The sequence below is a fragment of the Pseudomonas laurylsulfatiphila genome (genome assembly GCF_002934665.1).
GTDB lineage: Bacteria > Pseudomonadota > Gammaproteobacteria > Pseudomonadales > Pseudomonadaceae > Aquipseudomonas > Aquipseudomonas laurylsulfatiphila.
Window position 1 is genome coordinate 127,371 of record NZ_NIRS01000005.1, and the last position, 26,430, is coordinate 153,800.

At 58.7% G+C, this 26,430-nt stretch carries 25 protein-coding genes; 18 read left to right on the forward strand and 7 right to left on the reverse strand.

Features of this window, described 5'->3' with window-relative positions; genetic code table 11:
• Positions 1–142: 142 nt before the first annotated feature.
• The 5 genes from CD175_RS19025 to CD175_RS19045 all read right to left on the reverse strand — a co-directional run bounded on the left by CD175_RS19025 (position 143) and on the right by CD175_RS19045 (position 7,077).
• A complete protein-coding gene (locus CD175_RS19025) occupies positions 143–3,160 on the reverse strand; it encodes a sarcosine oxidase subunit alpha (protein WP_102700714.1) in 3,018 nt (1,005 codons plus the stop codon).
• Complete coding sequence (locus CD175_RS19030; protein WP_046039383.1) at positions 3,157–3,486, reverse strand: sarcosine oxidase subunit delta; 330 nt, start codon at positions 3,484–3,486, stop codon at positions 3,157–3,159. Before CD175_RS19030 ends, CD175_RS19025 begins: the two co-directional genes overlap by 4 nt.
• A gap of 15 nt (positions 3,487–3,501) precedes the next feature.
• Entirely contained in the window at positions 3,502–4,752 is a 1,251-nt protein-coding gene (locus tag CD175_RS19035) for a sarcosine oxidase subunit beta (RefSeq protein ID WP_007980419.1), read from the reverse strand.
• A 23-nt stretch (positions 4,753–4,775) separates the two neighbouring features.
• Positions 4,776–6,029 carry a serine hydroxymethyltransferase gene (gene glyA / locus CD175_RS19040; RefSeq protein ID WP_007980421.1) on the reverse strand — a complete coding sequence of 418 codons (1,254 nt, stop codon included), beginning with the start codon at positions 6,027–6,029 and terminating at the stop codon, positions 4,776–4,778.
• A gap of 283 nt (positions 6,030–6,312) precedes the next feature.
• Positions 6,313–7,077 (reverse strand): TraX family protein, encoded by a 765-nt coding sequence (locus CD175_RS19045; RefSeq protein ID WP_104450051.1) that lies wholly within the window; start codon positions 7,075–7,077, stop codon positions 6,313–6,315.
• A 132-nt stretch (positions 7,078–7,209) separates the two neighbouring features.
• On the opposite strand from CD175_RS19045, the gene CD175_RS19050 reads away from it, so the two are divergent.
• The 3 genes from CD175_RS19050 (at position 7,210) to CD175_RS19060 (ending at position 9,697) form a co-directional block, all read left to right on the forward strand.
• A complete protein-coding gene (locus CD175_RS19050) occupies positions 7,210–8,250 on the forward strand; it encodes a threonine aldolase family protein (protein WP_104450052.1) in 1,041 nt (346 codons plus the stop codon).
• Positions 8,251–8,445: 195 nt separating this feature from the next.
• Complete coding sequence (locus tag CD175_RS19055) at positions 8,446–8,649, forward strand: hypothetical protein (protein WP_146094592.1); 204 nt, start codon at positions 8,446–8,448, stop codon at positions 8,647–8,649.
• Between the two features lie 223 nt (positions 8,650–8,872).
• A complete protein-coding gene (locus CD175_RS19060; protein WP_104450054.1) occupies positions 8,873–9,697 on the forward strand; it encodes an SDR family oxidoreductase in 825 nt (274 codons plus the stop codon).
• Positions 9,698–9,822: 125 nt separating this feature from the next.
• Here the strand turns inward: CD175_RS19060 and gbcB are convergent, their stop codons facing one another.
• The gene (gbcB, locus tag CD175_RS19065; protein ID WP_007975515.1) at positions 9,823–10,923 is read right to left on the reverse strand and encodes a glycine betaine monooxygenase reductase subunit; all 1,101 of its coding nucleotides are present in this window, start codon (positions 10,921–10,923) and stop codon (positions 9,823–9,825) included.
• 283 nt (positions 10,924–11,206) lie between these two features.
• On the opposite strand from gbcB, the gene gbcA reads away from it, so the two are divergent.
• Together gbcA and CD175_RS31120 are read left to right on the forward strand one after the other, a co-directional pair.
• Entirely contained in the window at positions 11,207–12,502 is a 1,296-nt protein-coding gene (gene gbcA, locus CD175_RS19075; protein ID WP_104450056.1) for a glycine betaine monooxygenase oxygenase subunit, read from the forward strand.
• Positions 12,503–12,658: 156 nt separating this feature from the next.
• The gene (locus CD175_RS31120; protein ID WP_146094593.1) at positions 12,659–12,988 is read left to right on the forward strand and encodes a hypothetical protein; all 330 of its coding nucleotides are present in this window, start codon (positions 12,659–12,661) and stop codon (positions 12,986–12,988) included.
• Positions 12,989–13,286: 298 nt separating this feature from the next.
• On the opposite strand, the gene CD175_RS19080 is transcribed toward CD175_RS31120, so the two are convergent.
• Positions 13,287–14,444 carry a retropepsin-like aspartic protease gene (locus CD175_RS19080; protein ID WP_420849132.1) on the reverse strand — a complete coding sequence of 386 codons (1,158 nt, stop codon included), beginning with the start codon at positions 14,442–14,444 and terminating at the stop codon, positions 13,287–13,289.
• Between the two features lie 331 nt (positions 14,445–14,775).
• Between CD175_RS19080 and CD175_RS19085 the strand changes: the two genes are divergently transcribed.
• The 13 genes from CD175_RS19085 to CD175_RS19145 all read left to right on the forward strand — a co-directional run bounded on the left by CD175_RS19085 (position 14,776) and on the right by CD175_RS19145 (position 26,389).
• Positions 14,776–15,285: a type II secretion system protein gene (locus CD175_RS19085; protein WP_104450058.1), complete on the forward strand. Its 510-nt coding sequence runs from the start codon at positions 14,776–14,778 to the stop codon at positions 15,283–15,285.
• Complete coding sequence (locus tag CD175_RS19090; RefSeq protein ID WP_104450059.1) at positions 15,260–15,649, forward strand: type II secretion system protein; 390 nt, start codon at positions 15,260–15,262, stop codon at positions 15,647–15,649. The genes CD175_RS19085 and CD175_RS19090 overlap by 26 nt, the downstream gene beginning before the upstream one ends.
• A 313-nt stretch (positions 15,650–15,962) precedes the next feature.
• On the forward strand, positions 15,963–16,541 hold the full coding sequence (locus CD175_RS19095) for a type II secretion system protein (RefSeq protein WP_240629012.1): 579 nt from the start codon (positions 15,963–15,965) through the stop codon (positions 16,539–16,541).
• Between the two features lie 32 nt (positions 16,542–16,573).
• Positions 16,574–18,118, forward strand: a complete 1,545-nt coding sequence (locus tag CD175_RS19100; protein ID WP_240629013.1) for a lytic polysaccharide monooxygenase — start codon at positions 16,574–16,576, stop codon at positions 18,116–18,118.
• A 236-nt stretch (positions 18,119–18,354) separates the two neighbouring features.
• The gene (gene gspG, locus CD175_RS19105; RefSeq protein ID WP_104450061.1) at positions 18,355–18,795 is read left to right on the forward strand and encodes a type II secretion system major pseudopilin GspG; all 441 of its coding nucleotides are present in this window, start codon (positions 18,355–18,357) and stop codon (positions 18,793–18,795) included.
• A gap of 2 nt (positions 18,796–18,797) precedes the next feature.
• Positions 18,798–19,262 (forward strand): transglycosylase SLT domain-containing protein, encoded by a 465-nt coding sequence (locus tag CD175_RS19110; RefSeq protein WP_104450447.1) that lies wholly within the window; start codon positions 18,798–18,800, stop codon positions 19,260–19,262.
• Positions 19,259–20,443: a type II secretion system F family protein gene (locus CD175_RS19115; RefSeq protein WP_104450062.1), complete on the forward strand. Its 1,185-nt coding sequence runs from the start codon at positions 19,259–19,261 to the stop codon at positions 20,441–20,443. The genes CD175_RS19110 and CD175_RS19115 overlap by 4 nt, the downstream gene beginning before the upstream one ends.
• Before the next feature lie 6 nt (positions 20,444–20,449).
• Positions 20,450–22,087 carry a GspE/PulE family protein gene (locus tag CD175_RS19120; RefSeq protein WP_104450063.1) on the forward strand — a complete coding sequence of 546 codons (1,638 nt, stop codon included), beginning with the start codon at positions 20,450–20,452 and terminating at the stop codon, positions 22,085–22,087.
• Positions 22,068–22,802 (forward strand): hypothetical protein, encoded by a 735-nt coding sequence (locus tag CD175_RS19125; RefSeq protein ID WP_240629014.1) that lies wholly within the window; start codon positions 22,068–22,070, stop codon positions 22,800–22,802. Before CD175_RS19120 ends, CD175_RS19125 begins: the two co-directional genes overlap by 20 nt.
• The gene (locus CD175_RS19130) at positions 22,799–23,347 is read left to right on the forward strand and encodes a hypothetical protein (RefSeq protein WP_104450065.1); all 549 of its coding nucleotides are present in this window, start codon (positions 22,799–22,801) and stop codon (positions 23,345–23,347) included. The genes CD175_RS19125 and CD175_RS19130 overlap by 4 nt, the downstream gene beginning before the upstream one ends.
• A 6-nt stretch (positions 23,348–23,353) precedes the next feature.
• Positions 23,354–23,911 (forward strand): GspMb/PilO family protein, encoded by a 558-nt coding sequence (locus CD175_RS19135; protein ID WP_104450066.1) that lies wholly within the window; start codon positions 23,354–23,356, stop codon positions 23,909–23,911.
• Positions 23,908–24,411: a hypothetical protein gene (locus tag CD175_RS19140; protein ID WP_104450067.1), complete on the forward strand. Its 504-nt coding sequence runs from the start codon at positions 23,908–23,910 to the stop codon at positions 24,409–24,411. The genes CD175_RS19135 and CD175_RS19140 overlap by 4 nt, the downstream gene beginning before the upstream one ends.
• Before the next feature lie 19 nt (positions 24,412–24,430).
• Positions 24,431–26,389 carry a secretin GspD/PilQ domain-containing protein gene (locus tag CD175_RS19145; protein WP_104450068.1) on the forward strand — a complete coding sequence of 653 codons (1,959 nt, stop codon included), beginning with the start codon at positions 24,431–24,433 and terminating at the stop codon, positions 26,387–26,389.
• Positions 26,390–26,430 lie beyond the last annotated feature (41 nt).

Here is a 26,430-nt window from a genome sequence, read left to right on the forward strand (position 1 = left end):
ACCTTTCCTGAATTCTGTTAGCCCAGTGGAGACTGTTCTGCCGCTTTCGCGAGCAGGCTCGCTCCCACAAGGGGTACGCGATTTCCTGTGGGAGCGAGCCTGCTCGCGAAAGCGGCAGCCGGCCCCCCACAGGACCCGAGCCTTAAACGTTCTGGCGTTCGCCTTTCGGATCGAAGAACACCGAAGAAACGATTTCCGCCTCGATCACGCTGCCATCGGCCAGCGGTGCGAACACTCGCTCGCCCATCCGCTGCAACCCGCCCTTGACCACGCCCATGGCGAACGAATAGCCCAGGGAGTTGTGCAGGTAACTGGAAGTCACGTGACCCACCATGGTCATCGGGATGGCTTGCTTGGTGTTGAACACCAGTTGCGCACCTTCCGGCAGCCATTTGGTCGGGTCTATCGGCTTCAGGCCAACCAGCTGTTTACGCTGATCACGCACGCAGTCTTCACGGTTCATGCCACGCCAGCCGATCCACGAGAACGGTTTGGTGCGACCGACACACCAGCCCATGTTCAGGTCGTCCGGGGTCATCGAGCTGTCAGTGTCCTGACCAACGATGATGAAACCCTTCTCGGCCCGCAGCACGTGCATGGTTTCGGTGCCGTAAGGCGTCAGGTTGTACTTCTTGCCGGCGTCGACGATTTTTTCCAGCACGCCCATGGCGTAGTCGGCTTGCACGTTGACTTCGTACGACAGTTCACCGGTAAACGAAATCCGGAACACCCGCGCCGGCACACCGCCGACCAGGCCTTCTTTCCAGGTCATGAACGGGAAGGCTTCGCTGCTCAAGTCGATGTCGGTGACTTCGCTGAGCAGCTTGCGGCTGTTCGGCCCGGACAGGGTCATGGTTGCCCAGTGGTCGGTCACGGAGGTGAAGTACACCTTCATGTCCGGCCATTCGGTCTGGTGGTACAGCTCCAGCCACTGCAGCACACGAGCTGCGCCGCCGGTGGTGGTGGTCATGACGAAATGGTTGTCGGCCAGGCAAGCCGTCACGCCGTCGTCGAACACCATGCCGTCTTCTTTGCACATCAGGCCGTAACGCGCCTTGCCCACGTCGAGCTTGGTCCAGGCGTTGGTGTAGACGCGGTTGAGGAACTCGCGCGCATCCGGGCCCTGGATATCGATCTTGCCCAGGGTCGAAGCATCGAGCAGACCGACGCTGTCGCGCACGGCTTTGCATTCGCGCTTGACCGCGGCATGCAGGTCTTCACCGGATTTCGGGAAGTACCACGGACGTTTCCACTGGCCAACGTCTTCGAACTCGGCGCCGTTTTTCAGGTGCCATTGATGCAGCGCGGTGTAGCGTACCGGCTCGAAGATGTGCCCACAGTGACGACCGGCCACGGCGCCGAAAGTCACCGGCGTGTAGTTCGGACGGAACATGGTGGTGCCCATCTGCGGGATGGTCACGTTCAGCGAGCGGGCGGCGATGGCCAGACCGTTGACGTTACCGAGCTTGCCCTGATCGGTGCCGAAGCCCAGCGCGGTGTAGCGCTTGACGTGCTCGACCGACTCGAAGCCTTCGCGGGTCGCCAGTTCGATGGCGGCGGCAGTGACGTCGTTTTGCAGGTCGACGAATTGCTTCGGCGCCCGTGCGGTGTTCTTTTCATGGGGAACCTGGAACAGCGCCAGGGTCGGCTCTTCGAGACGGCTCAGGGCTTTTGGCAACACGCCTTCAATCGTCTGGAACCCGGCTTCGGCAGCGGCGCGGGCGCCACCTTCAAAACCGTCAGCCAGAGAATCACCAAGGCCGAAGACACCGTTGATGCCACCGACGCATACACGCTTCTGCGGTGCCTCACCCGGTACGAAACCGAGGATGTCTTCGCGCCAGATCGGCTTGCCACCCAGGTGCGAAGCCAGGTGAACCACCGGGCTGTAACCACCGGAACTGGCCACCACGTCGCATTCAAGCCATTCGCCAGGACTGGTCACGGCGTGGGCTTTGACGTCGATGGCGGCCACACGGGCAGCGGTCACGCGCTTGCTGCCACGGGCCTCGATCACGGCGCTACCGGTGAGGATGCGGATGCCTTTGGCACGCGCCTCTTCCACCAGCGCACCACGCGGGTTGCTGCGGGCGTCGGCGATGGCCACCACTTGCAGGCTGGCATCGAGCCAATCCAGGGCAACGCGGTAGGCGTGGTCGTTGTTGGTCGACAGCACCAGTTTCTTGCCCGGTGCCACACCGTAACGACGCACGTAGGTCGAGATGGCGCCAGCGAGCATGTTGCCCGGCACGTCGTTGTTACCGTAGACCAGTGGACGCTCGTGAGCGCCGGTCGCCAGCACCACACGCTTGGCACGAACCCGGTGGATGCGTTGACGCACCTGGCCAATCGGTGCGCGGTCGCCGAGGTGATCGGTCAGGCGCTCGTGAATGGTCAGGAAGTTGTGGTCGTGATAGCCATTGACGGTGGCGCGCGGCAACAGCAGCACGTCCGGGGTGTTCTTCAGTTCGTCGATGACGCTGGCGACCCACTCGGTCGCGGGCTTGCCGTCGAGGCTTTCGCGGGAGTCGAGCAGGCTGCCGCCGAACTCTTCCTGTTCGTCAGCCAGAATCACACGGGCACCGCTGCGCGCAGCCGCCAGTGCAGCCGCCAGGCCGGCAGGGCCAGCGCCCACGATCAGCACGTCGCAGTGCTGGTTCATGTAGTCGTAGGTGTCCGGATCGTTCTCGGTCGGCGAGCGGCCAAGACCGGCGGCCTTGCGGATGTACTTCTCGTAAGTCATCCAGAACGATTGCGGGTACATGAAGGTTTTGTAGTAGAAACCCGGCGGCATCAGCTTGCCGCCGACCTTGCCGAGAATCCCCATCATGTCGTTGTTCACGCTCGGCCAGCCGTTGGTGCTGGTGGCGACCAGGCCTTGATACAGCGCCTGTTGCGTGGCGCGCACGTTCGGGATCTGCGTGGCTTCGGTGGCGCCGATCTGCAGCACTGCGTTCGGCTCTTCGGCACCGGCGGCGAAGATGCCGCGCGGACGGGAATACTTGAAGCTGCGACCGATGATATCGACGCCGTTGGCCAGCAGTGCAGCGGCCAGGGAATCGCCTTCGAAGCCTTTGTAGTTCTGGCCGTTGAAGGTGAAGCTCAAGACTTTGTTGCGGTCGATCCGTCCGCCGTTGGACAGGCGATTGATCTGGCTCATACCTTCTCTCCCAGAGCCGTGCTGGCCGCTTTCGGGCTATCGGTCTTGTCGGTGAATTGTGGCTTGGTGCCGATCTTGTAGGTTTCGAGAATCTCGTAGGTCACGGTGTCGCGGGTGACGTTGAAGTACTGACGGCAACCGGCGACGTGATCCCACAGCTCGTGGTGCAGACCGCGCGGGTTGTCGCGGAAGAACATGTAGTCGCCCCACTCCTCGTCGGTGCAGGTGTTCGGGTCCAGTGGGCGCGGGATGTGCGCCTGGCCGGATGCATGGAATTCCTCTTCGGAGCGCAGTTCGCCGCAGTGAGGACAGAAGATATGCAACATAGGAAATTTCTCCTGTTAGTGGGCGACGGCAGCAGCGCCGTGTTCGTCAATCAGCGCACCGTTGTGGAAACGGTCGATGGAGAAAGGTGCGGCCAACGGGTGCATTTCACCCTTGGCCAGGCTCGCGGCAAACACGTTGCCCGAGCCAGGCGTGGCCTTGAAGCCGCCGGTGCCCCAACCGCAGTTGAAGAACATGTTCGGTACCGGAGTTTTCGAAATGATCGGGCAGGCATCCGGGGTGGTGTCGACGATGCCGCCCCACTGACGGTTCATGCGCACGCGGGACAGCACCGGGAACATCTCGACGATCGCCTGGATGGTGTGCTCGATCACCGGGTACGAACCACGCTGGCCGTAGCCGTTGTAGCCGTCGATACCGGCGCCGATCACCAGGTCGCCCTTGTCGGACTGGCTGATGTAGCCGTGTACGGCGTTGGACATGATCACGCTGTCGATAATCGGCTTGATCGGCTCGGACACCAGCGCTTGCAGCGGGTGGGATTCGATCGGCAGGCGGAAACCGGCGAGCTTGGCCATGTGCCCGGAGTTACCGGCAGTCACCACGCCGACGCGCTTGGCGCCGATGAAGCCCTTATTGGTTTCCACGCCGATGCACACGCCGTTTTCCTTGCGGAAACCGATCACTTCGGTCTGCTGGATCAGGTCCACGCCAAGGGCGTCGGCGGCCCGGGCAAAGCCCCAGGCCACGGCATCGTGACGTGCCACGCCACCACGACGCTGGACGGTTGCGCCCATCACCGGGTAGCGAGTGTTTTTCGAGCAGTCGAGGTACGGGATCTCGTCGGCCACTTGCTTGGCATCGAGCAGTTCGCCGTCCACGCCATTGAGGCGGTTGGCGCTGACTCGACGCTCGGAATCACGGATGTCCTGCAGGGTGTGGCACAGGTTGTAGACGCCGCGCTGGGAGAACATCACGTTGTAGTTCAGGTCCTGGGACAGGCCTTCCCACAGCTTCATCGCGTGTTCGTACAGGTGGGCCGATTCGTCCCACAGGTAGTTGGAGCGCACGATGGTGGTGTTGCGCGCGGTGTTACCGCCGCCCAACCAGCCTTTCTCGACCACGGCCACGTTGGTGATGCCGTGTTCCTTGGCCAGGTAGTAAGCCGTGGCCAGACCATGCCCGCCACCGCCGACGATGACCACGTCGTAGACCTTTTTCGGGGTCGGCGTGCGCCACATGCGCTGCCAGTTTTCATGGTGGCTGAGGGAGTGTTTGAAGAGGCCGAAGCCCGAGTAGCGTTGCATAGTCATTTACTCCAAAACCGCACTCAGCGATAAACCGGGAAGTCCGCGCACAGGGCTGCCACTTGCTCGGCGACATTGGCCTCGACATCGGCATCGCCGAGGTTGTCGAGGATGTCGCAGATCCAGCCGGCCAACGTGACGCACTGGGCCACCTTGAAGCCGCGCGTGGTCACCGCCGGGGTGCCGATGCGCAGGCCGGAGGTCACGAACGGCGACTGCGGATCGTTCGGCACAGCATTCTTGTTCACAGTGATATGGGCGCGACCGAGGGCGGCATCCGCGTCCTTGCCAGTCAGGCCCTGACGGATCAGGCTGACCAGGAACAGGTGGTTGTCGGTACCGCCGGACACTACATCGTAGCCGCGTTTGATAAACACGCCGGCCATGGCCTGGGCGTTGTCGATCACTTGTTGCTGGTAAGCCTTGAAGCCAGGCTCGAGCGCTTCCTTGAAGCACACCGCCTTACCGGCGATCACGTGCATCAGCGGGCCGCCCTGGGCACCCGGGAAAACCGCCGCGTTGAGCTTCTTCTCGATTTCTTCGTTGGCCTTGCACAGGATCAGGCCGCCACGCGGACCGCGCAGGGTCTTGTGGGTGGTGGTGGTGACTACGTCGGCGTACGGTAGCGGGTTCGGGTACAGACCGGCAGCGACCAGACCGGCAACGTGGGCCATGTCGACGAACAGCAGCGCACCGACCTTGTCGGCGATTTGGCGGAAGCGCGGGAAGTCGAGGGTCTTGGAGTAGGCCGAGAAACCGGCAACGATCATCTTCGGCTTGCACTCGACGGCCAGGCGCTCGACTTCGTCGTAGTCGATCAGACCAGTCTTGGTGTCGATGCCGTACTGCACGGCGTTGTACAACTTGCCCGAGGACGACACTTTGGCGCCGTGGGTCAGGTGACCGCCGTGGGCCAGGCTCATGCCGAGGATGGTGTCGCCAGCTTGCAGCAGGGCCAGGTACACGGCGCTGTTGGCCGACGATCCGGAGTGTGGCTGGACGTTGGCGTAATCGGCGCCGAACAGTTGCTTGGCGCGCTCGATGGCCAGGGCCTCGACCTTGTCGACGTGCTCGCAGCCACCGTAGTAGCGCTTGCCCGGGTACCCTTCGGCGTATTTGTTGGTCAGGCCGCTGCCCTGGGCCTGCATCACACGCTTGCTGGTGTAGTTCTCCGACGCGATCAGCTCGATGTGATCTTCCTGACGTTGCTCCTCGGCATTCATCGCCGCCAGCAGTGCATCGTCGTAACCCTGGATCTGGTCTTGCTTGCTGAACATCGCGTCTCTCCCAGCGGCGGCGGTGCGCCATTCGTCTCGGTGAGGCACTGGCTTTTCGGCAGTGCCCTTTGGTAGCGATGGTATGACTGGCTTGGAGTCGTCAAATGCCTACGGGCGCCACGCAAAGGTGCGTTTACGACATGGCGGGAAATGGCATGCCGAACACGACCGTCGATCCAGCGCAGATCTCCTGTAGGAGCTGGCTTGCCAGCGATGGGGCGTCACATTCGGCATTTATATCGACTGACCCACCGCAATCGCTGGCAAGCCAGCTCCTACAGAGTCAGGCGATAGCCTGGCGCAAGGCCAAAAGAATGAGGAAATGCACGGGATACAGCGCATACGCCCAGCGCCGCATCGGTGGTGGATTTACGCCCTTGGCATGTCGCAACAAGAACAGCCCGAGCCATGGCGCAATCAGACAAGCGGCGATGGCCGGAATGGCCGCGTGGTTACCCAGCCGTGCCGCGTGATACAGCACCTGCCATTGATTGGCCGCCAGACAGACCAGCCCCGCCAACAGCCCGAAATACCAGGGTCGTCGGAACACCAGCAGCATCACCCACGGCAACAACACGCCAAAGAAACCGAACATCAGTCGCTCTGAGAAAATGCCCGCCAGCACCAATGCGCCAGCTGCCAGCAGTCGCGATGCAAGCGCCGGTTGCTGCCAGCCACGAACCACCAGCAAGCCCAGGGCAAGGGTGGGCAGCACGTTCAAGGTGTCGGGATGGGGAATGAACATCCGGTAGGGAACTTCACTCACCGCGCTAAACAGCAACAACCAACCCAGATAGCGCCACTGGCCACCGGTCGTCGTAGTCCGCTCGCGCGCCAGATTGGCCGCCATCGCCAGGCAGAACCACGGAAACGCCAGGCGCCCCGGCACATATAACCAATCGGCGGAATAACCGACATATCGCAGGTGATCGAGCACCATGCTCAATAGCGCCAGCCACTTGAGCAGATCCAGTGCCCCGTCGCGCTGCTTTAAGTGCATGGCCTTGTGCATGGTCTTGTGCATGATCTCCTGCGTTGTCACGTGCATAATTGCCCTTCGACACTGTATTTTCCAAACAGCGACATCCTGTGCGCTCCACCTGACGATCTTGGGTACAGTGCGCACCCTCATTGACCACGGGACGCTTCACCATAGGCATCTCGACCACGGAAGCAGGCCATGACCGACAAGAGCCAACAATTCGCCAGCGACAACTATTCCGGCATCTGCCCTGAAGCCTGGGCTGCCATGGAACAGGCCAACCACGGCCACCAGCGCGCCTACGGTGACGACGAATGGACCGCCCGCGCGTCCGACGATTTCCGCAAACTGTTCGAAACCGACTGCGAAGTGTTTTTCGCCTTCAACGGCACCGCCGCCAACTCGCTGGCGCTGTCCTCGCTGTGCCAGAGTTACCACAGCGTGATCTGCTCGGAAACCGCTCACGTCGAAACCGACGAATGCGGCGCCCCGGAATTTTTCTCCAACGGTTCCAAGCTGCTGATCGCCCGCACTGAAAACGGCAAGTTGACCCCGGAATCGATCCGCGAGGTCGCGCTCAAGCGCCAGGACATCCACTACCCGAAACCTCGCGTGGTAACCCTGACCCAGGCCACCGAAGTCGGCAGCGTCTACACCCCGGACGAAATCCGCGCCATCAGCGCCACCTGCAAGGAACTGGGCCTGAACCTGCACATGGACGGCGCACGCTTCTCCAACGCCTGCGCGTTCCTCGGCTGCTCCCCGGCCGACTTGACCTGGAAGGCCGGCGTCGACGTGCTGTGCTTCGGCGGCACGAAAAACGGCATGGCGGTGGGCGAGGCGATTCTGTTCTTCAACCACAAACTCGCCGAAGACTTCGATTACCGCTGCAAACAGGCCGGGCAGCTTGCTTCAAAGATGCGCTTCCTGTCAGCACCCTGGGTCGGCATCCTGGAAAACGACGCCTGGCTCAAATACGCCCACCACGCCAACCGCTGCGCCCAATTGCTGGCCGAACTGGTCAGCGACATTCCTGGCGTGGAGCTGATGTTCCCGGTACAGGCCAACGGCGTATTCCTGCAACTCTCGGAACCGGCCATCGCTGCCCTGACCGCCAGGGGCTGGCGCTTCTACACCTTCATCGGCAACGGCGGCGCACGCTTCATGTGCTCGTGGGATACCGAAGAAGCGCGCGTGCGCGAGCTGGCGAAGGACATTCGTGAAGTGATGAGTGCCTGAAGCCGACGCCCGCGGCGGCAGGCGCTATAGCGTTTCGCCTGCCGCCTATCGACTCTGGTATTTCTTACAGTTCCAGATCTGGATATCGCTGGCGTAGGGTCTGCCGACCTGAAAAGGAAACTACGCAGTCTTTCGGGAACCATGGCCTGTCGAATATTCGATGGGAAAACCGAGTTCCAAAAGAGAGCAATCCAAATGAACGATCAAACCTTGGTTCAACTCCTGAAAAACGACGCAAAAAACACCATCACTAAAGTCACTTGGGAGGAACTTCTGAAAATTGCGCAGATCAACGAAACCGTTAAACAGCACGGGAGACAGTTCGTGATCGCTCGCAAAGAGTACGTGGAGGATATGGAAGGGTTATTCGAAATTAAGCTGTTCGGCGCTGAAAAGTAACTGATGACTCCGACAACCCGCATCATCGATTGATGGCGGTTTGAATCATAACCTTATCCATTGTGGCGAAGTGCTTGCCGCCTCGCCACAAAGACCTCCACTTGCCACAGTCGCTGTGGATTGAAACCTCCAGAAACCATCCCTCAAACCGACGCCTGCAAGACTTCGTCTACATTGTCTGTCGAGCCGATCCGCTCACATAACAACAATCAGGAGCGTCAACATGTCATTGCAAGGCAAAACCCTGTTCATCACCGGCGCCAGCCGCGGCATCGGCCGCGAGATCGCGCTGCGGGCCGCACGCGATGGGGCCAACATTGTGATCGCCGCCAAAAGCGCCGAACCCCATGCCAAGCTGCCGGGCACGATTTTCAGCGTGGCCCGGGAAGTGGAAGCCGCAGGCGGCCAGGCGCTGGCCTTGCAGGTGGATGTACGTGAAGAGGATGCCGTACGTGAGGCGCTGGCCCGGGCCAACGAACATTTCGGCGGTATCGACGCACTGATCAACAACGCCGGGGCGATCAAGCTGACTGGGGTTCAGCACATCGAACTCAAGCGCTTCGACCTGATGCACCAGATCAACACCCGTGCCGTATTGCTGTGCAGCCAGGCTGCGTTGCCGTACCTGAAGAAGTCCGGTGGCCACATCCTCAACCTGTCTCCGCCGCTGAACCTGGCCACCAAGTGGTTCGCCCAATACAGCCCCTATACCGTCACCAAGTACGGCATGAGCATGCTGACCCTGGGCATGAGTGAGGAATTCAGGAATTACGGCATCAGCGTCAACTCGCTGTGGCCACAGACGATGATTGCCACCGCGGCCATCGAGTTTCAGTTGGGGTCGAAGGAATCGTTCAAGCATGCGCGAACGCCTGCGATCATGGCGGATGCGGCGCATGTGATTTTGAGCTGCACAAACCGCAGCCTGACCGGGCGGTTGTTGATTGATGAGGAAATTCTGCGGGAGAGCGGCATTACCGAGTTCGAACACTACCGGTTCGCGCCCGACAGCAGCGACAAGCTGATGACAGATCTGTTTATTGACTAAAACCCTCCCCTGTAGGAGCGAGCCTGCTCGCGATGAACCTGAGAACGCCGCGGGTTGCCAGGTTGCCAGCGTCATCGTTGACGTCCATCGCGAGCAGGCTCGCTCCTACAGGGGATTCGCGGCTGTCAGAATTCGATCCGCACGTCGCCCTTCGGCACGCTGCAGCACGACAGGATGAACCCTTCGGCTTCGTCTTCCTCGGTGATCCCGCCGTTGTGCTCCATCTCCACTTCGCCACCCAGCTTCAACACCTTGCAGGTGCCGCAGATGCCCATGCCGCACGCTTTCGGAATCATCAGGCCGACCTTGGCCGCCGCCGCATGCACGGTCTCGCCCGGGGCCACGCGGATGCTCTTGCCGGAGGCGGTGAACTCCACCTGATGCAGGTCCGCCGCATCGACTTCCGGTGCCTCGGCCGCTTGCTCTGCATGTTCTACCGCATCGGCGCGCGCCTCTGGCGGGGTCGCACCGAAGGATTCTTCGTGGTAACGCGACATGTCGAAACCTGCGCCTTCCAGCAAGCGCTTGACCGCATTCATATAGGGTGTCGGGCCGCAGCAGAACACTTCGCGCTCAAGGAAGTCAGGCGCCATCAATTCAAGCATTCTGTGGTTCAGGTAACCGCGATAACCGGCCCAGGGCTCACCCATGCCGTGCTTCTCGCAGATCAGGTGCAGGTTGAAGTTTTCGATCCGCGACGCCATGTGCTCCAGTTCGCGGTGGTAAATGATGTCTTTAGGCGAACGGGCGCTGTGGATAAACACCATGTCGACATTGCCGTTGGTGTCGTAGAACCAGCGCGCCATGGACATGACCGGCGTGATACCAACACCGCCGCTGAGGTAGAGCACCTTCGGCGCGGTGAAGTCCATGGCATTGAACAGCCCGACCGGGCCGTGCACCGCCAGCTCCTGGCCTTCGTGCAGGGTGTCGTGCAGCCAGTTCGAGACCTTGCCGCCCGGCACGCGCTTGATGGTCACCGAAAAGCTGTAGGGTACCGACGGCGAGCTGGAAATGGTGTACGAACGCATGATCGGCTGGCCTTCGATTTCCAGCTCCAGGGTGACGAATTGCCCCGGCTTGAAGAAGAACAGGATCGGCTGGTCGGCCATGAAGCAAAAGGTGCGCACATCCCAGGTTTCCTGGATGACTTTGACGCAACGGACGATGTGCCGACCATTGGCCCAGGTCTGGGTGGTTACCGGATTCAGGAAGCTGTTGGACATGCTGATCTCCACGGCCGACTGTCGGCCTTCATGTTGGCGATTCTGCGTATAGCGCGAACCACCCATTTACCTATCTGCGACATTGACATGCTTATCGCGACCAGCCCGCAACTGCCGGGGCTTGCGCGTCGGGAACAGATTGCACCATGTCGCCCATGGATAAGGTTCTGGCCAGCGCCGGCCCCACACTCGCCCCATACCAAGACACAACCATTACACCTTGCGTAGCAACCCTGATTAGCCACTTTCGCCGGCCACACAGAATGGCCTTGAGGATTAAACGATGGACGTCACTACTACCCTGAGCCTGGGCGATCCGCTGGAACCCGCACGCAAGGCCACCGCGCAGATGCTGCAGGAGCGCGAGCGCACGTTCTCGCTGCCGCAGCCGTTTTACTCCGACGAGCGCCTGTTTGATATCGACATGCAGGAAATCTTTCAGAAAGAGTGGCTGATCGCCGGCATGACCTGCGAGATCCCTACCAAGGGCAACTACCTGACCCTGCAGGTCGGCAAGAACCCGATCATCGTGATCCGTGGCGCCGAAGGCGTGGTACACGCGTTCCATAACGTCTGCCGCCACCGTGGCTCGCGCCTGTGCACCAGCGACAAGGGCAAGGTCGCCAAGCTGGTTTGCCACTACCACCAATGGACCTACGAACTCGACGGCCGCCTGCTGTTCGCCGGCACCGAGATGGGCGCCGACTTCGACATGAATCAGTACGGCCTCAAACCGGTGAACGTGAAGACTGCCGGCGGCTACATCTTCATCAGCCTGGCGGAGAACCCGCCGGCCATCGATGACTTCCTGTCGACGCTCAACCACTACATGGAACCGTACGACATGGAAAACACCAAGGTGGCGGTGCAAACCACCTTGATGGAAAAGGCCAACTGGAAGCTTGTGCTGGAAAACAACCGCGAGTGCTACCACTGCAACGCTTCGCACCCGGAACTGCTGAAAACCCTGCTGGAATGGGACGACGTCACCGACCCGCGCGCCGACCAGGCATTCAAGGACCACGTGGCCGCCTCCGCCGCCGCCTGGGAAGCCGAGAAGATCCCCTACGCCCACGCCAGCTTCGGCCTGCGCAACCGCATCGTGCGCATGCCCCTGCTAAAGGGCACCGTGTCGATGACCATGGACGGTAAACAGGGCTGCGCCAAGCTGATGGGCCGCATCAAGAACCCGGACCTGGGCTCGATGCGCATCCTGCACCTGCCGCACTCCTGGAACCACTGCATGGGCGATCACATCATCGTGTTCACCGTGTGGCCGATCAGCGCCCAGGAAACCATGGTCACCACCAAGTGGATCGTGCACAAGGACGCGGTCGAAGGCGTGGACTACGACGTGGAGCGCATGCGCCAGGTCTGGGACGCCACCAACGACCAGGACCGTCGCCTGGCCGAAGAGAACCAGCGCGGCATCAACTCCACCGCGTACCAGCCTGGCCCGTACTCCAAGACTTATGAGTTCGGCGTGGTGAACTTCGTGGACTGGTACAGCGAGCGTCTCCTGAGCAACCTGGGGGCCGAGCCTGCGCCGTACCTCAAAGGCGTTCCAGTTAGCGGCTGATCAAGATCAAAAGCTTCGCGAGCAGGCTCGCTCCCACAGTGGATTTGTGAACGACACAGATCAAATGTGGGAGCGAGCCTGCTCGCGAATGCGACCTCTCTTCCAACGCATGAATATCTGACATCCCGCCTTCATCGCTTTAGAACTGTACGAAATATGACCTATCTCGTTCAGACCTATGCCCGCTGCACCTCCCAGCCTTCCGCAAACAAGTTATCCACATCTCCACCCACAGCTATTGGGGACAACTGTGGAAATGCTGGAAATTTTCTTCACAAAAACCAAAGAAAAACCGTGACTTATCCAGAAGCCTGCTTCTACGGATGGACTGGTCGTTTTTTGATCGAAAGCCTGAAAGCCACGGCCTGCAAGGCGTTCAGAGGATGGCAAACACCTTATCCACAGAAGCGCCAACAGACTTTGGGGTTAACTTGGAAGGCTCTGTGGAAAACCGCTGAAACCTTGAAAAATCCAGCGTTTGCGTGAAAGCCGACAATGCAAAACCACCTTTTGATCACTTTGTGATCAGACGCCTGAACACCGCTGTTTACAAGGCCTACAGCCGATAGCAAACATCTTATCCACAGAAGCGCCAACAGAGATTGGGGGCAAGTCTGCGTTAACAGCAGCACTTATCCCCTTGAAAAAGCTTGGAAAAACCACGAACCAGGCTGGTTGTTTTTTGAACGACGCCCTGCAGGTCTTGATTTGTATGGGGTGCAGCGAGGGGCGAACATGTTATCCACAGAACCACCAACAGGGATTGTGGGTAAACTCCAACGATTCAGACTTTATTGAAGCATGAGCGACCTGAGTCCAGGTCCAGGTTCAATTCAAAGTCCTTGAAGGCGCGCCAACCGAGCAATATCGACGGCACGTATTGCCCGCCCAGCAGCGACGGCGGGATGGTGAAGCCCGGGTAGTATTTGTAGGTGACCGCCATGATGTTGCCTTGCATGACCAATACGCCGTCGAAGCGTTGAAAGTGCCTGTTGTCGCCGGTGTAACTGTTCGAGCTTCCTGGTGCCAGTGCCTGCACGGCATTGACCTGCCTGCCAGGTAACGCGGACGTCAGGTAGTCGACATTTCCTGTATCGATGATGGCCTGCGTTGTCCGGCGATCCAGTTGAGCGGCAACCACCAGCCGCTGGTTGAGATCCACGCGGCTAAAGGCAATGAACGCATCGCAGCGCCTGACAGGCGCAGGATTGAGTTCCAGGGCACTTCTGGTGATCTTCAAGCGCCCCAGTTTGCTGATCAGGTCCAGCCCCAACAAATTATCCCGGTCGCTGACAAACACCAGGACATTCCTGAACTCGCGGGTGCCGACTTTGAGTGACCCGAGAATGCCCAGCCTCGCGGCCAGGCCCTTTTCGCCATAAAAGGTGCTGTAGCGATAGTAAGCATCGGGCAACAGTTGGATGCCCATCTGTTTCGCAGTGTCGATGTTGACGCGGGTTTGCGGTGCGCCAGTATCCACAACAAAACGCGCCGAAGCACCATTTGGCCCATCGACATCAATAAAGGGCAGCACCTCGTCAGCGACATAAGCGTCGTTGGCATGCGGATGGATGCGCAGCACTTCATGCTGTGTCGAACCGTTTATGGAAAAGTTGCCGGCCGCCGCCAGGATCGCCAGCGATTGGTGGCCAAACGTGGAAAACAGTGGTTTCAGATCGGCGCTGGCCTCGATCGCTCGTGCATGTTTTTCCTTGATCGCCAGATAGTATTCGGGGATCTGGTTGGCGGCTTTGGCCTCCAGCATTCTGGCGAAGACGGAGACGGAACAGCTGAGGTTCTTCGCAGCGTCCAGCACCTTGTCACATTGCTGTCGCAGCTGAGTCAGAGACGCCTTTTGTCCCTGCTCGGAGGTTATCCACTGATAAAAATCCGGATCGAGCGCAGCAGGGTTGTCAGAGGTTTTTGACTTGGGGGCAGCCATCAACTCCGGCGATAAACACATGAAACCTGCAAAGAACATCAGGCACCGACAGAACGCCTTCATATCCAGCCCATTCATAAAAACCGGGTTTTATAAGTATGCGCTGAATGTCTGAATGATCCCGAAACCGTGCTGCACCCTTCAACAGCGCATGAAAACTGTAGCTCACCGCGTTGGCAGTTGCAGCGCGAGGCTTGGAATGTGAGGTCTGCTCCTTTCATCTCAAGTAGCACTTGCCCTATCAAAACCTGTTCTACACTCAGGCAAGCAGTTAATTTCAATGGCCTGGGTTATTGAAGAAGTCCTTGGCAGGCATGGAGGTTAAACGGTGATGTGGCATGGCAAGCTATCATTGATAGCGCCTCGCCATCACTGCGCCAAAGGTTTTACGCTGATTGAATTACTACTGACGCTGGCTCTGCTAGCCACTCTTTCGACAGTAGCTTATCCGCTGACGGCGATGATGGGACAACGCGACCGGGAACTCGAACTGCAACGTTCATTGCGGGAAATACGGCGGGCGATTGATTCTTATAAAGTAGCCGCTGATGACAAGCGCATTGAACAAAGCATCAGTGCCAGTGGTTACCCTCCCAATTTGCAAGCATTAGTCCAGGGCGTCACGGACAAGAGTGATATCAAAGGCCAAAAGATATTTTTTTTGCGTCGTATCCCCCGCGACCCGGTGTGCGAGTGCCCCGAACTTTCACCGATTGATACCTGGCAATCGCGCAGTTACCGAAGCAGCCCCGACAATCCATCCGAGGGAGAAGATGTATTTGACGTTTCATCCCGCAGCCAACGGAAGAGTTTAAATGGAACGCCTTACAGTCAATGGTAGCAACAACTTACGTGGTTTCACCCTGATCGAACTGCTGGTGGTCATGGCGATCATTGCCACCCTCATGACGCTCGTCACTCCCCAATACTTTCGCCAACACACCAAGGCCCAGGAAACCGTTCTTAGGCATAATCTGGTTTCACTGCGCCAGTCGCTGGACCAATATCGTGAAGATCACGGCAAGAGCCCCGACTCTCTCCAGGAACTCGTAAGCCGTCGTTACTTGCGGGAAATCCCCCTCGACCCCCTTACCGGCAAGCGTGACACCTGGCAACTACAAGCATCCGATGAGCACGGCCTGGGTGATGTGCGCAGCGGTGCCACAGGTCAAGCTAATGACGGAACGCCTTATTCAGATTGGTAAAAAGCACTAACTCCAGCGCCTGTAATAGGCACCAAGCGTTCAACAACTTCCCCGTCGCGATGCCCTATCTTCCTTTTTTATCTGCACACGACCGTTCGTCGTAACTGTTATTTCTAACAGCTGGTGGCAGATGCTCGCTTGGCGTATCTAGTTGTTACCGGATTTAACTTCTGCAGTTTTCGAGCTCACTCCAAGTAGAGCGAAATAAGTATGCCAATGGAAAAAGAAACTTCGACTGTTCAAAAAAACATTGAGCTGTTTAATGCTCGAGAATTTCTATTAAACACGCGAGCACACGAAAAGATCTCTAGCAATGACAACACCAGCACGATTACCAACAAACGGTGCAATGGTGCTTCAGACCAACGTAATGTCGGAACTCCCTATGCAGACGAGTAGGCAGCGCCAACAAGGCTCGGTGTTCATAGGCATGCAGATTTCAGTGGCGATTGTCGCGGTGATGCTAATGGAGGCGGGCACGCTTTGGTCCAGCGTGCTGCAACGCGAGCGTGAGTTGGAACTCCTGGCCCGAGGCGGAGAAATTCGCCGGGCCATCGGCCTGTATTACCAGCACGGCAAAACCTTTCCCAAAACCCTCGACGACCTGGTACTCGACCGCCGCCAGCCCACAACTCAACGCTACTTGCGCCGGGTCTATGAGGACCCTCTGCTCGGTACTAACGAGTGGGGCCTGATCCAGGGCCCGGGCGACACCATCATGGGCGTCTTCAGCACCGCAAAGGGAACCCCTTTCAAGCAAAGTAACTTTTCAAGGGAAAACCAAAGCTTCTCAGGACAAGGCAGTTATCAAGGGTGGATGTTTCTGTATGGCCCTGGACAGAGTAACCCTCCAAAAAGCGTCACGCCCAATGGAGCTCAACCAACCGGATAAAGCCTACCGCAACAACTTACCCTGATTGTTCCATGCAGTTCGGAACACGTTTATCTGAATTGAAGGTGGACACAAAAATGAAGAATTTACAGCAAAAAATTCGACACCTGCTTGGGTGGGCGATGGCGGCGGCGTTCTTGGTACCCACGCTGATCTGGGCCCATGGCGCAGTGGATATTCCCGTTTCACGACAGGTGTATTGCTATACGCTCCCAGACTTCTGGACAGGCCCCAGTGATCCGGCCTGTAAAGCTGTGCACGAAAAGAGCGACACATATCCCGGAAAACAATGGAACGAAGTGGCCAAGCATATCGTAAGTTACAACGATCAGAGCACTGTCGAAACATTGATACCGGATGGCCAACTCTGCTCGGCAGCTGACCCACTTAAGAATGGTCTGAATTTACCGTTGGCCACGTGGCACAAAACAACCATAACGCCCCAAAATGGCAAAATGGAGGTGCGAATTATTGGCACAGCGCCTCATGTACCCAGCTTCGTGAAAATTTACCTCAGTAAACCCGGCTATAACGCTGCGACGACGGAACTGAAGTGGAGCGACCTGGACTTAATCCATGAAGAACAGATGACCGTCGCCCGCACCGACTGGGGCAGTCAGCCTCCGAAAATTGCGGGGGCGAGTGGTTACTTCAAGTTCAACGTAACCATTCCGGCGGGGCGTTCGGGTGACGCCGTGCTTTATACACGGTGGCAGCGCATAGATCCGGATGGCGAAGGTTTCTACAACTGTAGCGACATCACCATTGCCGGTGGTGGGACACCTGATCCACTACATGATCTGGGTCAATTTATTGGTTCAGAGATGGATCGCATCAAGCCAGGGGACTCCGTGCACTTCCGCATCATGGACGATACGCCTGCCGCCAAGGAAATCGTTGATATCACCCACAAGATCGACCAAAGCAACGTGAACCAGAATGTCTGGGGTCGTCAGGTGGCTGAGCAAGTGGGCTCGAACATCGCAAAAATAGGTGAAAAAAACGGCAGTAATGTGGTCTTCAACACCACCAACGCTGCCGCCAACTCTGTTTATGCAACCAAAGAGACTTACACCAAAGCCATGTCCATCATCCCCGGTGGAGGTGAGACGCCTATCGATCAAAGGCCCCCGGTAGCAAGGATTACCGGCCCAACCTCATTGGTGTCAGGACAGACTTATACCTTTTCTGGCCAGTCCTCAATCGGGTACAACGGCAAGTTGGGCTTTTCTTGGACACCCGCTGGAGACACCGAAAAACTCGATGGCGACACACTCACATTCAAAGCCTTCACCTCCACACAACCGGCACAACACATTGTACGGTTGAACATATTCGATCAGCAGAACAAAAAAACCAGCCGAGCCGAATTTCCGGTAACCATCAATCCAGCGGATGGCGGTAGTCCTGACCAATGGGTAGAGGGTACGGAGTACGCAGCGGGCAGTATCGTGTCCAATAAAGGCAGTAATTATAAGTGCAAGCCATGGCCGTACACGGGTTGGTGCAAAGGACCAGCAAGTGCATATGAACCTGGTGTAGGGCGGGCTTGGACAGATGCCTGGGACAAGATGTAAAGCCTGGACGAGTTGACTCGGTATAGGCGCCACATATTTGTGTGGCGCTTATGTTCGGAGATTTCTTATTGTTGGTTAACTTTCCCGACAAAAAGAAAACACAAACAATACGTTTAATGATTTGAAACTCACACACTTAAAACAACGAAGTCCTGCCGGAAGTGCCCCTGCGTAGTTGGGCCGGGAGAGTAAAAAGTAAAACCGCCTTACCCGGGCACTCTCCAAAAGGTATCGCCATGATTTCGCTATCCTCACAATATCGCACGTGGCACCCGCAGCACGGTTTCACATTGCTGGAACTGCTGGTCGTGCTGCTGATCATCGCCTTGTTGGCCGGTTATGTCGGCCCCAAGATGTTCGATCGACTTGAATTGGCCAAGGTGCAATCCGCCAAAGGCCAGATGAAGTCCTTGGTCGATACCCTGAATCAGTACCGCCTGGACAACGGTCATTACCCCAGCGAAGCCCTGGGCTTGAAAGCGCTGACCGAACGCCCGGCCTCCGAACCCAATTGGCATGGCCCTTATCTGCCCAAAGGCGCACCACCAGACCCGTGGAATAATCCCTATCTGTTCAAAAATCCCGGCGCAGCCCACGAGATCGAAATTATCTCCCTTGGGCGCGATAGCCAGGCAGGCGGCGAAGGGACTAACGCTGACATCGTGTTTGGTCAATGAACATGCACCCTTTCGTCCTCACACTGGGCGCTTTGTTTTTGATCAACGGCGCACACGCCAATTGTTGGCAACTGGCGGGCAGCCGTTACCACATAGACCCATTATTGCTTTACGCCATCTCCAAGGTTGAGTCGGGCTTGAACCCGTCCGCCCGCAATCTCAACAACGACGGCAGCCATGACATCGGCCTGATGCAAATCAACAGCCGCCATTTGCCGGCATTGGCGCAGTTTGGCATTACCGAACAACACCTGCTGACTCAACCCTGCACCAGCGTGATCGTCGGAGCGTGGGTGCTCGCCGGGTTCATCCGCGAGAAAGGTTACGACTGGCAAGCCGTCGGCGCCTATAACGCCGGTACGCGCCCCGGGCGCGATGCCCGTCGCTCGCGCTACGCCGCCACCGTCTGGCGTTACTACGGCGAACTGCAGCGACGCCGCCAACAACTGGCCGGGCAGACACCATGATCGACTTCGAAGCGCGCATCATCCGCGATGGCCATTTGCAGACCCTGCGCATCCAGGCTCCGGACCTTGCGCAGGCACGCCGGCAACTGCAGGACGACGGTACGCAGATCATCTCTGTGCAAGCGCGTCGTGAGCTGAAACTGCCCGGCCGTCGCACAAAATTTGCCCTGGGCCTGTTCATCCAGGAACTGGTGGTACTGCTGGACGCCGGCCTGGTGCTGGTAGAAGCGGTGGAAACCTTGCGCGACAAGGCAGAGCCCGGCGTCAATCGGCAGGTCATGAGTGAACTGCTGGAATCGATGTACCAAGGCAACGCACTGTCCCGGGCGATGCAGCTCAAGCCACAGACGTTCCCTTCGCTGTTGATCGCGACCGTGGCTTCCTCGGAGCACAGCGGCCAGTTGTCCGTTGCCTTGCGACGCTATCACCACTTTGAGGCGCATCTGGAAACGGTGAAGAAGCGCGTCAGCGGTGCACTGATGTACCCCTTGGTGGTACTGAGTGTCGGCGCGTTGGTCCTGCTGTTCTTGTTGTTTTTTGTGATCCCGAGATTTGCCTCGGTGTTCGATGCGGTAGCCGATCTGCCGGCCACGGCCCGGTTCATGGTTTGGTGGGGCGCACTGGTGCAAGCGCGTGGGATGGAGCTGATGCTTGGCGCCCTGGCTGCTGTCGCCGGCCTGGTGCTGCTGTTGCGCAGCGCTGCCTTCAAGCACCGGGCCGCCACACTATTCTGGAAAATTCCGAGCCTGGGTGCCCAACGCACGCTGTTTATCCTCGCCCGGTTTTATCGTACCGCCGGCATGCTGTTGATGGGCGGGATGCCAGTGGTCACGGCGATCGAGCTGTCCGGTGCGCTGCTGCCCAGTGAGCGCCAGGGCGCACTGCGCCAGGCCATGACCGACATCCAGGCCGGTCAACCGCTATCGACGTCTCTGGCACGCCATCAACTGACCACCGCTGTCGCTGAACGCCTGCTACGGGTGGGCGAGCAAAGCGGTGAATTGGCGGCGATGTGCGAGCGCATCGCGCAATTTCACGACGAAGCGCTTGAGCGGGCCATCGAATTGTTCAGCAAGGTCTTCGAACCGCTGCTGATGCTGGTGGTCGGCGGCTTGATCGGGCTGATTGTGTTCATGTTGTACATGCCGATTTTCGAGCTCGCGGGCTCAATCCAGGGATAAAAAGCCATGAGTGATCAAATCCGGCAATGGCAGGCACTGGCCGAACAGCAAGGGCTATCGCTAGCCAATTACTTGCTGGAGATCCTGGACAAGGCACCCGAGCAATTGCAGGCGCTTGCCACCCGGCTGGGCTTAAAGGCCATCGAGCCGCCGGATCTCGCCAACCACTGGCGTTTCGACCTCCTGCCACTGCCCCAGGCGCTGGTCCATCAGGTGCTGGTGGTGGACTGGCAAGGTGAACCTTGTCTGGTTTTGGGGGATCCGTTTTCACTGGCCAGCCGTCGCTGGATTCAGTCTTCGAAAACGTTGCAGTCACTGCCACTGGCCATGAGCTTGCCGGGTGCGGTGAAAGAGCAGTTGACCCTCGCCGAAACCAGCCAACGGGTCATGCAACCCTTCGGCGAAGACGACGAAAATGCCCGAGTGATGGAGACCGCCCAGGAAATATCCCTGAGCAGCATCGCCCTTGACGACAATCCGGTGGTGCGTCTGGTCAACTCGATGTTGTTCGATGCCCTGCAAAGTCGCGCCAGCGATATTCACGTCGAAACCACTCCTCAGGGTCTGGAGATCAAGTACCGCATCGACGGCGTGCTGCAAAAGATGGGACAGGCCGCCGGACTGGACATGGCTGAGCAGTCACTGTCGCGGATCAAGGTTTTGTCAGAGCTGGATATCGGCGAACGACGGGTGCCTCAGGACGGTCGTTTCAAGGCCAGAATTCAGGCTCGCGAGGTGGATTTCCGGGTATCGATCATGCCCAGTATCCACGGGGAAGATGCCGTGCTGCGCATCCTCGACAAGTCGCAGCGAGGGGAATCGCTGAGCCTCGATAGCCTGGGGCTGGCCGCCGATACCATCGAGCGTATTCGCACCCTCGCCAGCGAACCCTACGGCATGTTGCTGGTGACGGGACCGACCGGCAGCGGTAAGTCCACCACTCTGTATGCCGCCTTGTCGGAGACCAACACCGGCGAGAAAAAAATCATCACCATCGAGGACCCGGTGGAGTACGAGTTACCGGGAGTGCTGCAAATCCCAGTCAATGACAAAAAGGGTCTGACCTTCGCCCGCGGTCTGCGCTCGATTCTGCGCCATGACCCGGACACGATTCTGGTGGGGGAAATCCGCGACGGCGAGACCGCCGGCATTGCCGTGCAGGCTGCTCTGACCGGGCACTTGGTGATGTCATCGGTGCATGCCAACAGCGCCTTCAGCGTGCTGGAGCGATTTATCTACATGGACGTAGAGCCGGCCAGCTTTGTCGAGGCGCTGAACGGCGTGGTCGCACAACGACTGGTACGACGCATATGCGAAGAATGCGCTGTGGAAGTCGAGCCCGATGCCGAACTGACGCGACTTGCGAAACTCTCGCACCTGCACTTGAAGAAAGGCCGCTACCGGATCGGCAAAGGTTGTGAAGCCTGCCGACATACCGGCTATCGCGGGCGATTGGCCATGGCCGAAGTGTTGGCTGTCACCGACAGCATCAAGGAGGGATTGCTGCAACGCAGTTCGGCGTCTGCCCTGCGGGAGTTGGCGCAGCAATCCGGCCACCTGTTTATCCGCGATATCGCACTGGCGAGCGCTGCCGCCGGTCACACCACACTCAAGGAAATTCACCGTGTCATCTCTCTGTATTGAGCATGTGGTGTTGCTGCACAGCACCGGCGCCACCTGGGCAGCTCGCCCCCGCTGGAAAATGGGACCAGCCTGGCGCAGTCACCAGGACGGCGAGCCCCTGGGTGCTTGCGCCACCCTGCTGGAGCAGGCACCACGAGGACGATTGCGTTATCTGGACCGGGTCACGGTGCTGCTCGGTTTTCCACACGTGCATTACTGGATGCTGCCTTGGCAGGCCGGCCTGTACAGCCAGGCCGATTGGCAAAGTTACGCCCGGGCGAGCTTCAACCAGCAGACCGGCATTGACCCGCTCCCTTGGCAGGTGCAGGTTGCCCACGCTGGCTTCGGTCACAGCTGCCTTGCGGTGGCCATCCCTCTGGACCTTTTGGAAGACTTGCGCACCCTGTTCAAACTCAAAGCCCTGCCCCTGGGAACCTGTGCACCTTTGTTGACGGCAGCCCTGCAGCATTACCGCATACAATTGCCTGGCGATTGTGTATTGGCGGTACCTGAAACCAGCGCCCTCGGTTGCGTCTACATGCAACATGGGGCAATCAGCCAGGTCTGTTTGATACACACCGCTCCCGACAGCCTTTTGAGCGATAACCTGTTCACCGCAAACCTGCTGGTTGAACAACACGCACCCGCATCCTTTGTCGCAACCCCTCGCCCCATTGAGCCTCCAGAACACTGGCTGGGACCACCCCACCCCTGGTTAATGGAGCCGGCACCATGAATCTGCAGAAGCGCTGGCAACGCCTGCGGGCTGCGCGCTCGCCGATGATCGATTTCCTACACCCCGGCACCACCCGCCGTCCTCTCGTGGCATTGCTCTGGCTGATCACCCTGATGGTGATGTTCACGACGTGGGAACACTGGCAACAGATGCAGCATCAGCAGCGACAGACCGACGAACTGGAGCAGCAATTCATCCAGTTGGCCCGACAACAGGAACAACTGATTCAAGCGGCCATCCACCTCTCGCCCGAGCAAAAAGAACAGCTGGTGGTCTTCAGCCAGCAAGCAGTCACGCCTTTCCCGCTGCTCGATGCCTTGGGCCAGGCATGGTCCAGCGACATAGCCCTGACTCATCTGGAGGTGAATACCCAAACCCAACTGTTGAACCTGGAACTGGAAGCTCGGGTACTGAGCGACGCGTTTCGCTTTGTCGAGCGGCTCAAGGACCTGGATGGTGTTCACGTGAGCCTGCAACAAAGCAACCGCAAGACCAACGATCCGGCACGGCCGGTGCTGGTCAAGCTTACCCTTGGCGGCGGGTAGGCCGTGATGAAGCGTCTGACTCGTCAGCTTCCCGGCCTCGCTCAATGGCTACCACGCCTGCGCTGGCAGCTGGTGCACTGGCAGCAGACTCTCGGTTTTTGGGGTGTGCTCGCCCTTGGGGCCATGGCCGGCACACTGGTGATCAAACTGACACTGATTGTCCCGCCCCTTGAGCAGGATGCCCTGCGTCGTCAGGAGCTGCAGACAGCTATCGCCGAACGCCCTCAAGATGTGCAGGTCACTGAGCCGGCAGCGGTAGAAAAGCTACCCAGTGCCCAGGCCTTCGCGACTCGCCTGGAAAAGATCCTGACGCTCATTCAGCAACAGGGTTTCAGTATCGATCAGACCACCCTTTCCTACTCCACGCCGGGCGATAGCGAACTTCAACGCCTGGACATCGAAATCCCTCTGGCCGGCACTTATCCAGCATTACGTCAGGCCTTGGCCGCCGTGGTGCAAGAGCCGGCGGTGCGTATCGAAAACCTCAGGCTGGAGCGCAAGGAGATCGACGCTGCACAACTGACCATCAACCTCAAATTAAGCGTATTGGGGGTGATTGAATGAAAGTGCCACTCTATTTGCGGATCTTGCTGCTGCTCACCCTGTTCGGTTGCGGCTGGTTGTTCTGGGAGGATCAGACCGGCAGTCCCGACACGCCAACATCCCCTGCAGCAGCCGCGCCCGGAGTGACCACCCCTCCTACGTCTGAGCCAAAGACCACACGAGTTGCTGAACCCGGCACCGTGGTGGACGTGTTCCCGATACAAACCTGGCGGCCGCCTCCTGCGCCCTCGGTCGTCAGCAACCCGATACCGACACCGCCACCACTGCCGTTCGTTGTCAGTGCGCAATGGCGCTATCAAAACCAGGCCAAGATCGTCGTGCTCAGAGGCAACGGCAACCATTACACCTTGTGCAACCAATGCACGGTACCAGGCCGGATTCGGCCTGGCGGCATGCTCGACAAAGACTACCGACTGGACAAATTGACTGACACCCGCGTGGTGCTGACGTACTTGCCCATGAAGCACGTCAGCACTTTACACCTGGGTACCTACCCGTGACGGGACAAAGAGAACGCTCATGTCAACGCGCACATTAGTTCATTGCTGCATTGGATTGATCCTGCTGACCGGTTGCGAGACGCAACGCGCCATCGAGCAAAGCGACGAACTGCGCCAGAAAGGACAGATCGTGGATTCGGTAGAACTGCTGCAAGCCGAAGCCAAGGACAATCCCGACGACGTGCGCTTGCGCACCGCCAACTTCAGCAAACTGGAAATACTGGTCGCCCAATACAGCCGCGAGGCCAGTGCCGCGTTGATGCGCGGTGATGACGCCGCGGCCATCGCAGCGATGCAAACAATCCTCAAGTACGACCCCGGCAACCTCGGCGCCCGACAGGAAATCCAGAGCATCCAGATGATGAAGCAACTTCGCCCGCAATTGGCTCGGGCTTTTGCGATCAAAGACAGTAACCCGACTGAAGCCCTCCACCTGGTGCGCCAGATCATCGCGCAAAAACCCAACTATCGTGCGGCCCTGGAGCTGCGCAATGCCCTGACCCGCGAGCTGGTGAGTGCCGACAACCTGAGCCCCGACCTCAGTGAAGCCATGCGCAAACCCGTGAGCCTGGAATTCAGTTCCCAGAGCCTGGCGGCGATCTTCGAGACCATCGCCCGCGTGTCCGGGGTCAACTTCGTCATCGACAAGGACGTGAACCCCAATGCCGCCGCCAGCATGACCGCCACCAAAACCACCCCTGAAGATGCACTCAACCTGCTGCTGGCAACCCAGCAACTGCAGAAGAAAATCCTCAACGCCAACACCATCCTGGTGTACCCCTCACGGCCGGAAAAGGATCGCGAATACCGTGAGCTGGCGGTGCGCACCTTCTACCTGAGCCACAGCGACCCGAAGCTGATCGCCGCCGAAATCAAGCAGTTGCTCAAGCCCAAGGAAGTACTGGTGGATGAACGCCTCAATGCAGTGATTGTGCGCGATGGTCTCGACACGTTGAGCGCTGTCGAAAAGCTGGTGGAAGCCATCGACATCGCCCAGTCGGAAGTGACCATTGATATTCAGGTGCTCGAAGTCAGCCTGGCGGACGAACAGAACCTGGGGATCGCCTACCCGGAAAGCATCGGCCTGTCGGTAGGCAACTTTGCCAACTTGCCTGAAGGTCTCGCCGGCACGCCCATCAGCGCATTGCGGGGGATCAATGGCGATAACATTTTGCTGGACACCGGGAGTACTTCAGCACGAATCAACCTGCTACAACGCAGCGGTAACACCGTGACGCTGGCCAACCCAAGGGTTCGGGTGAAAAACCGCGAGAAGGCTCAGGTCAATATCGGTGACAAGATCCCCGTCATCACTACCACTACCGCCAACCAGATCAGTACCTCGTCAGTGAGCTATCAGGACGTGGGTCTGAAAATCGAAGTGCAGCCCAATATCAGCCTGGCCGACGAAATCAGTCTCGATCTGTTTGTAGAAATGAGCCACATCACCAAACGTATCCCTGGCTCGGAAAATGTTCCGGCCACCTTTGAGCTGGGATCTCGTTCCACCAAGACCATGCTGACGGCACGCAACAATGAAACCCAGGTGGTCTCAGGGCTGATCCGCACGGCAGACATTGATGAGGGGTCTGGCTTGCCATGGCTGAGCAATATCCCCTGGCTGGGCAAAACCTTGTTCGGTACCAACCTGGGCACCCAGCAGAAGACGGAAATCATCCTGCTGCTCACACCCCGAATCGAACGTAATCTGGATCTGCCGATCGCCCAGGTCAGCACCTTCCACAGTGGCACCGAGGCGCGCAGTTCCACTGAAGGGATGATCCTGCGTGATACGAGCAGTAGCCTCACACTCAAATCCAGTGGCGGCTCCAGCTCCCTGAGTGCACCGCTGCCACCACCGATGCAGCAACCGGATGCCACCTGGCAGCCGTTGCCCCCACCGGTAGAACAGCAAGCGGCACCGCCGACGGTGCCGTCGGCAGCCGCTCCCGCGGCTCCTGGTCCGAATACACCCTGAATCGAATGCGGGAGCGGGTTTGCTCGCCCCCACATTAGATT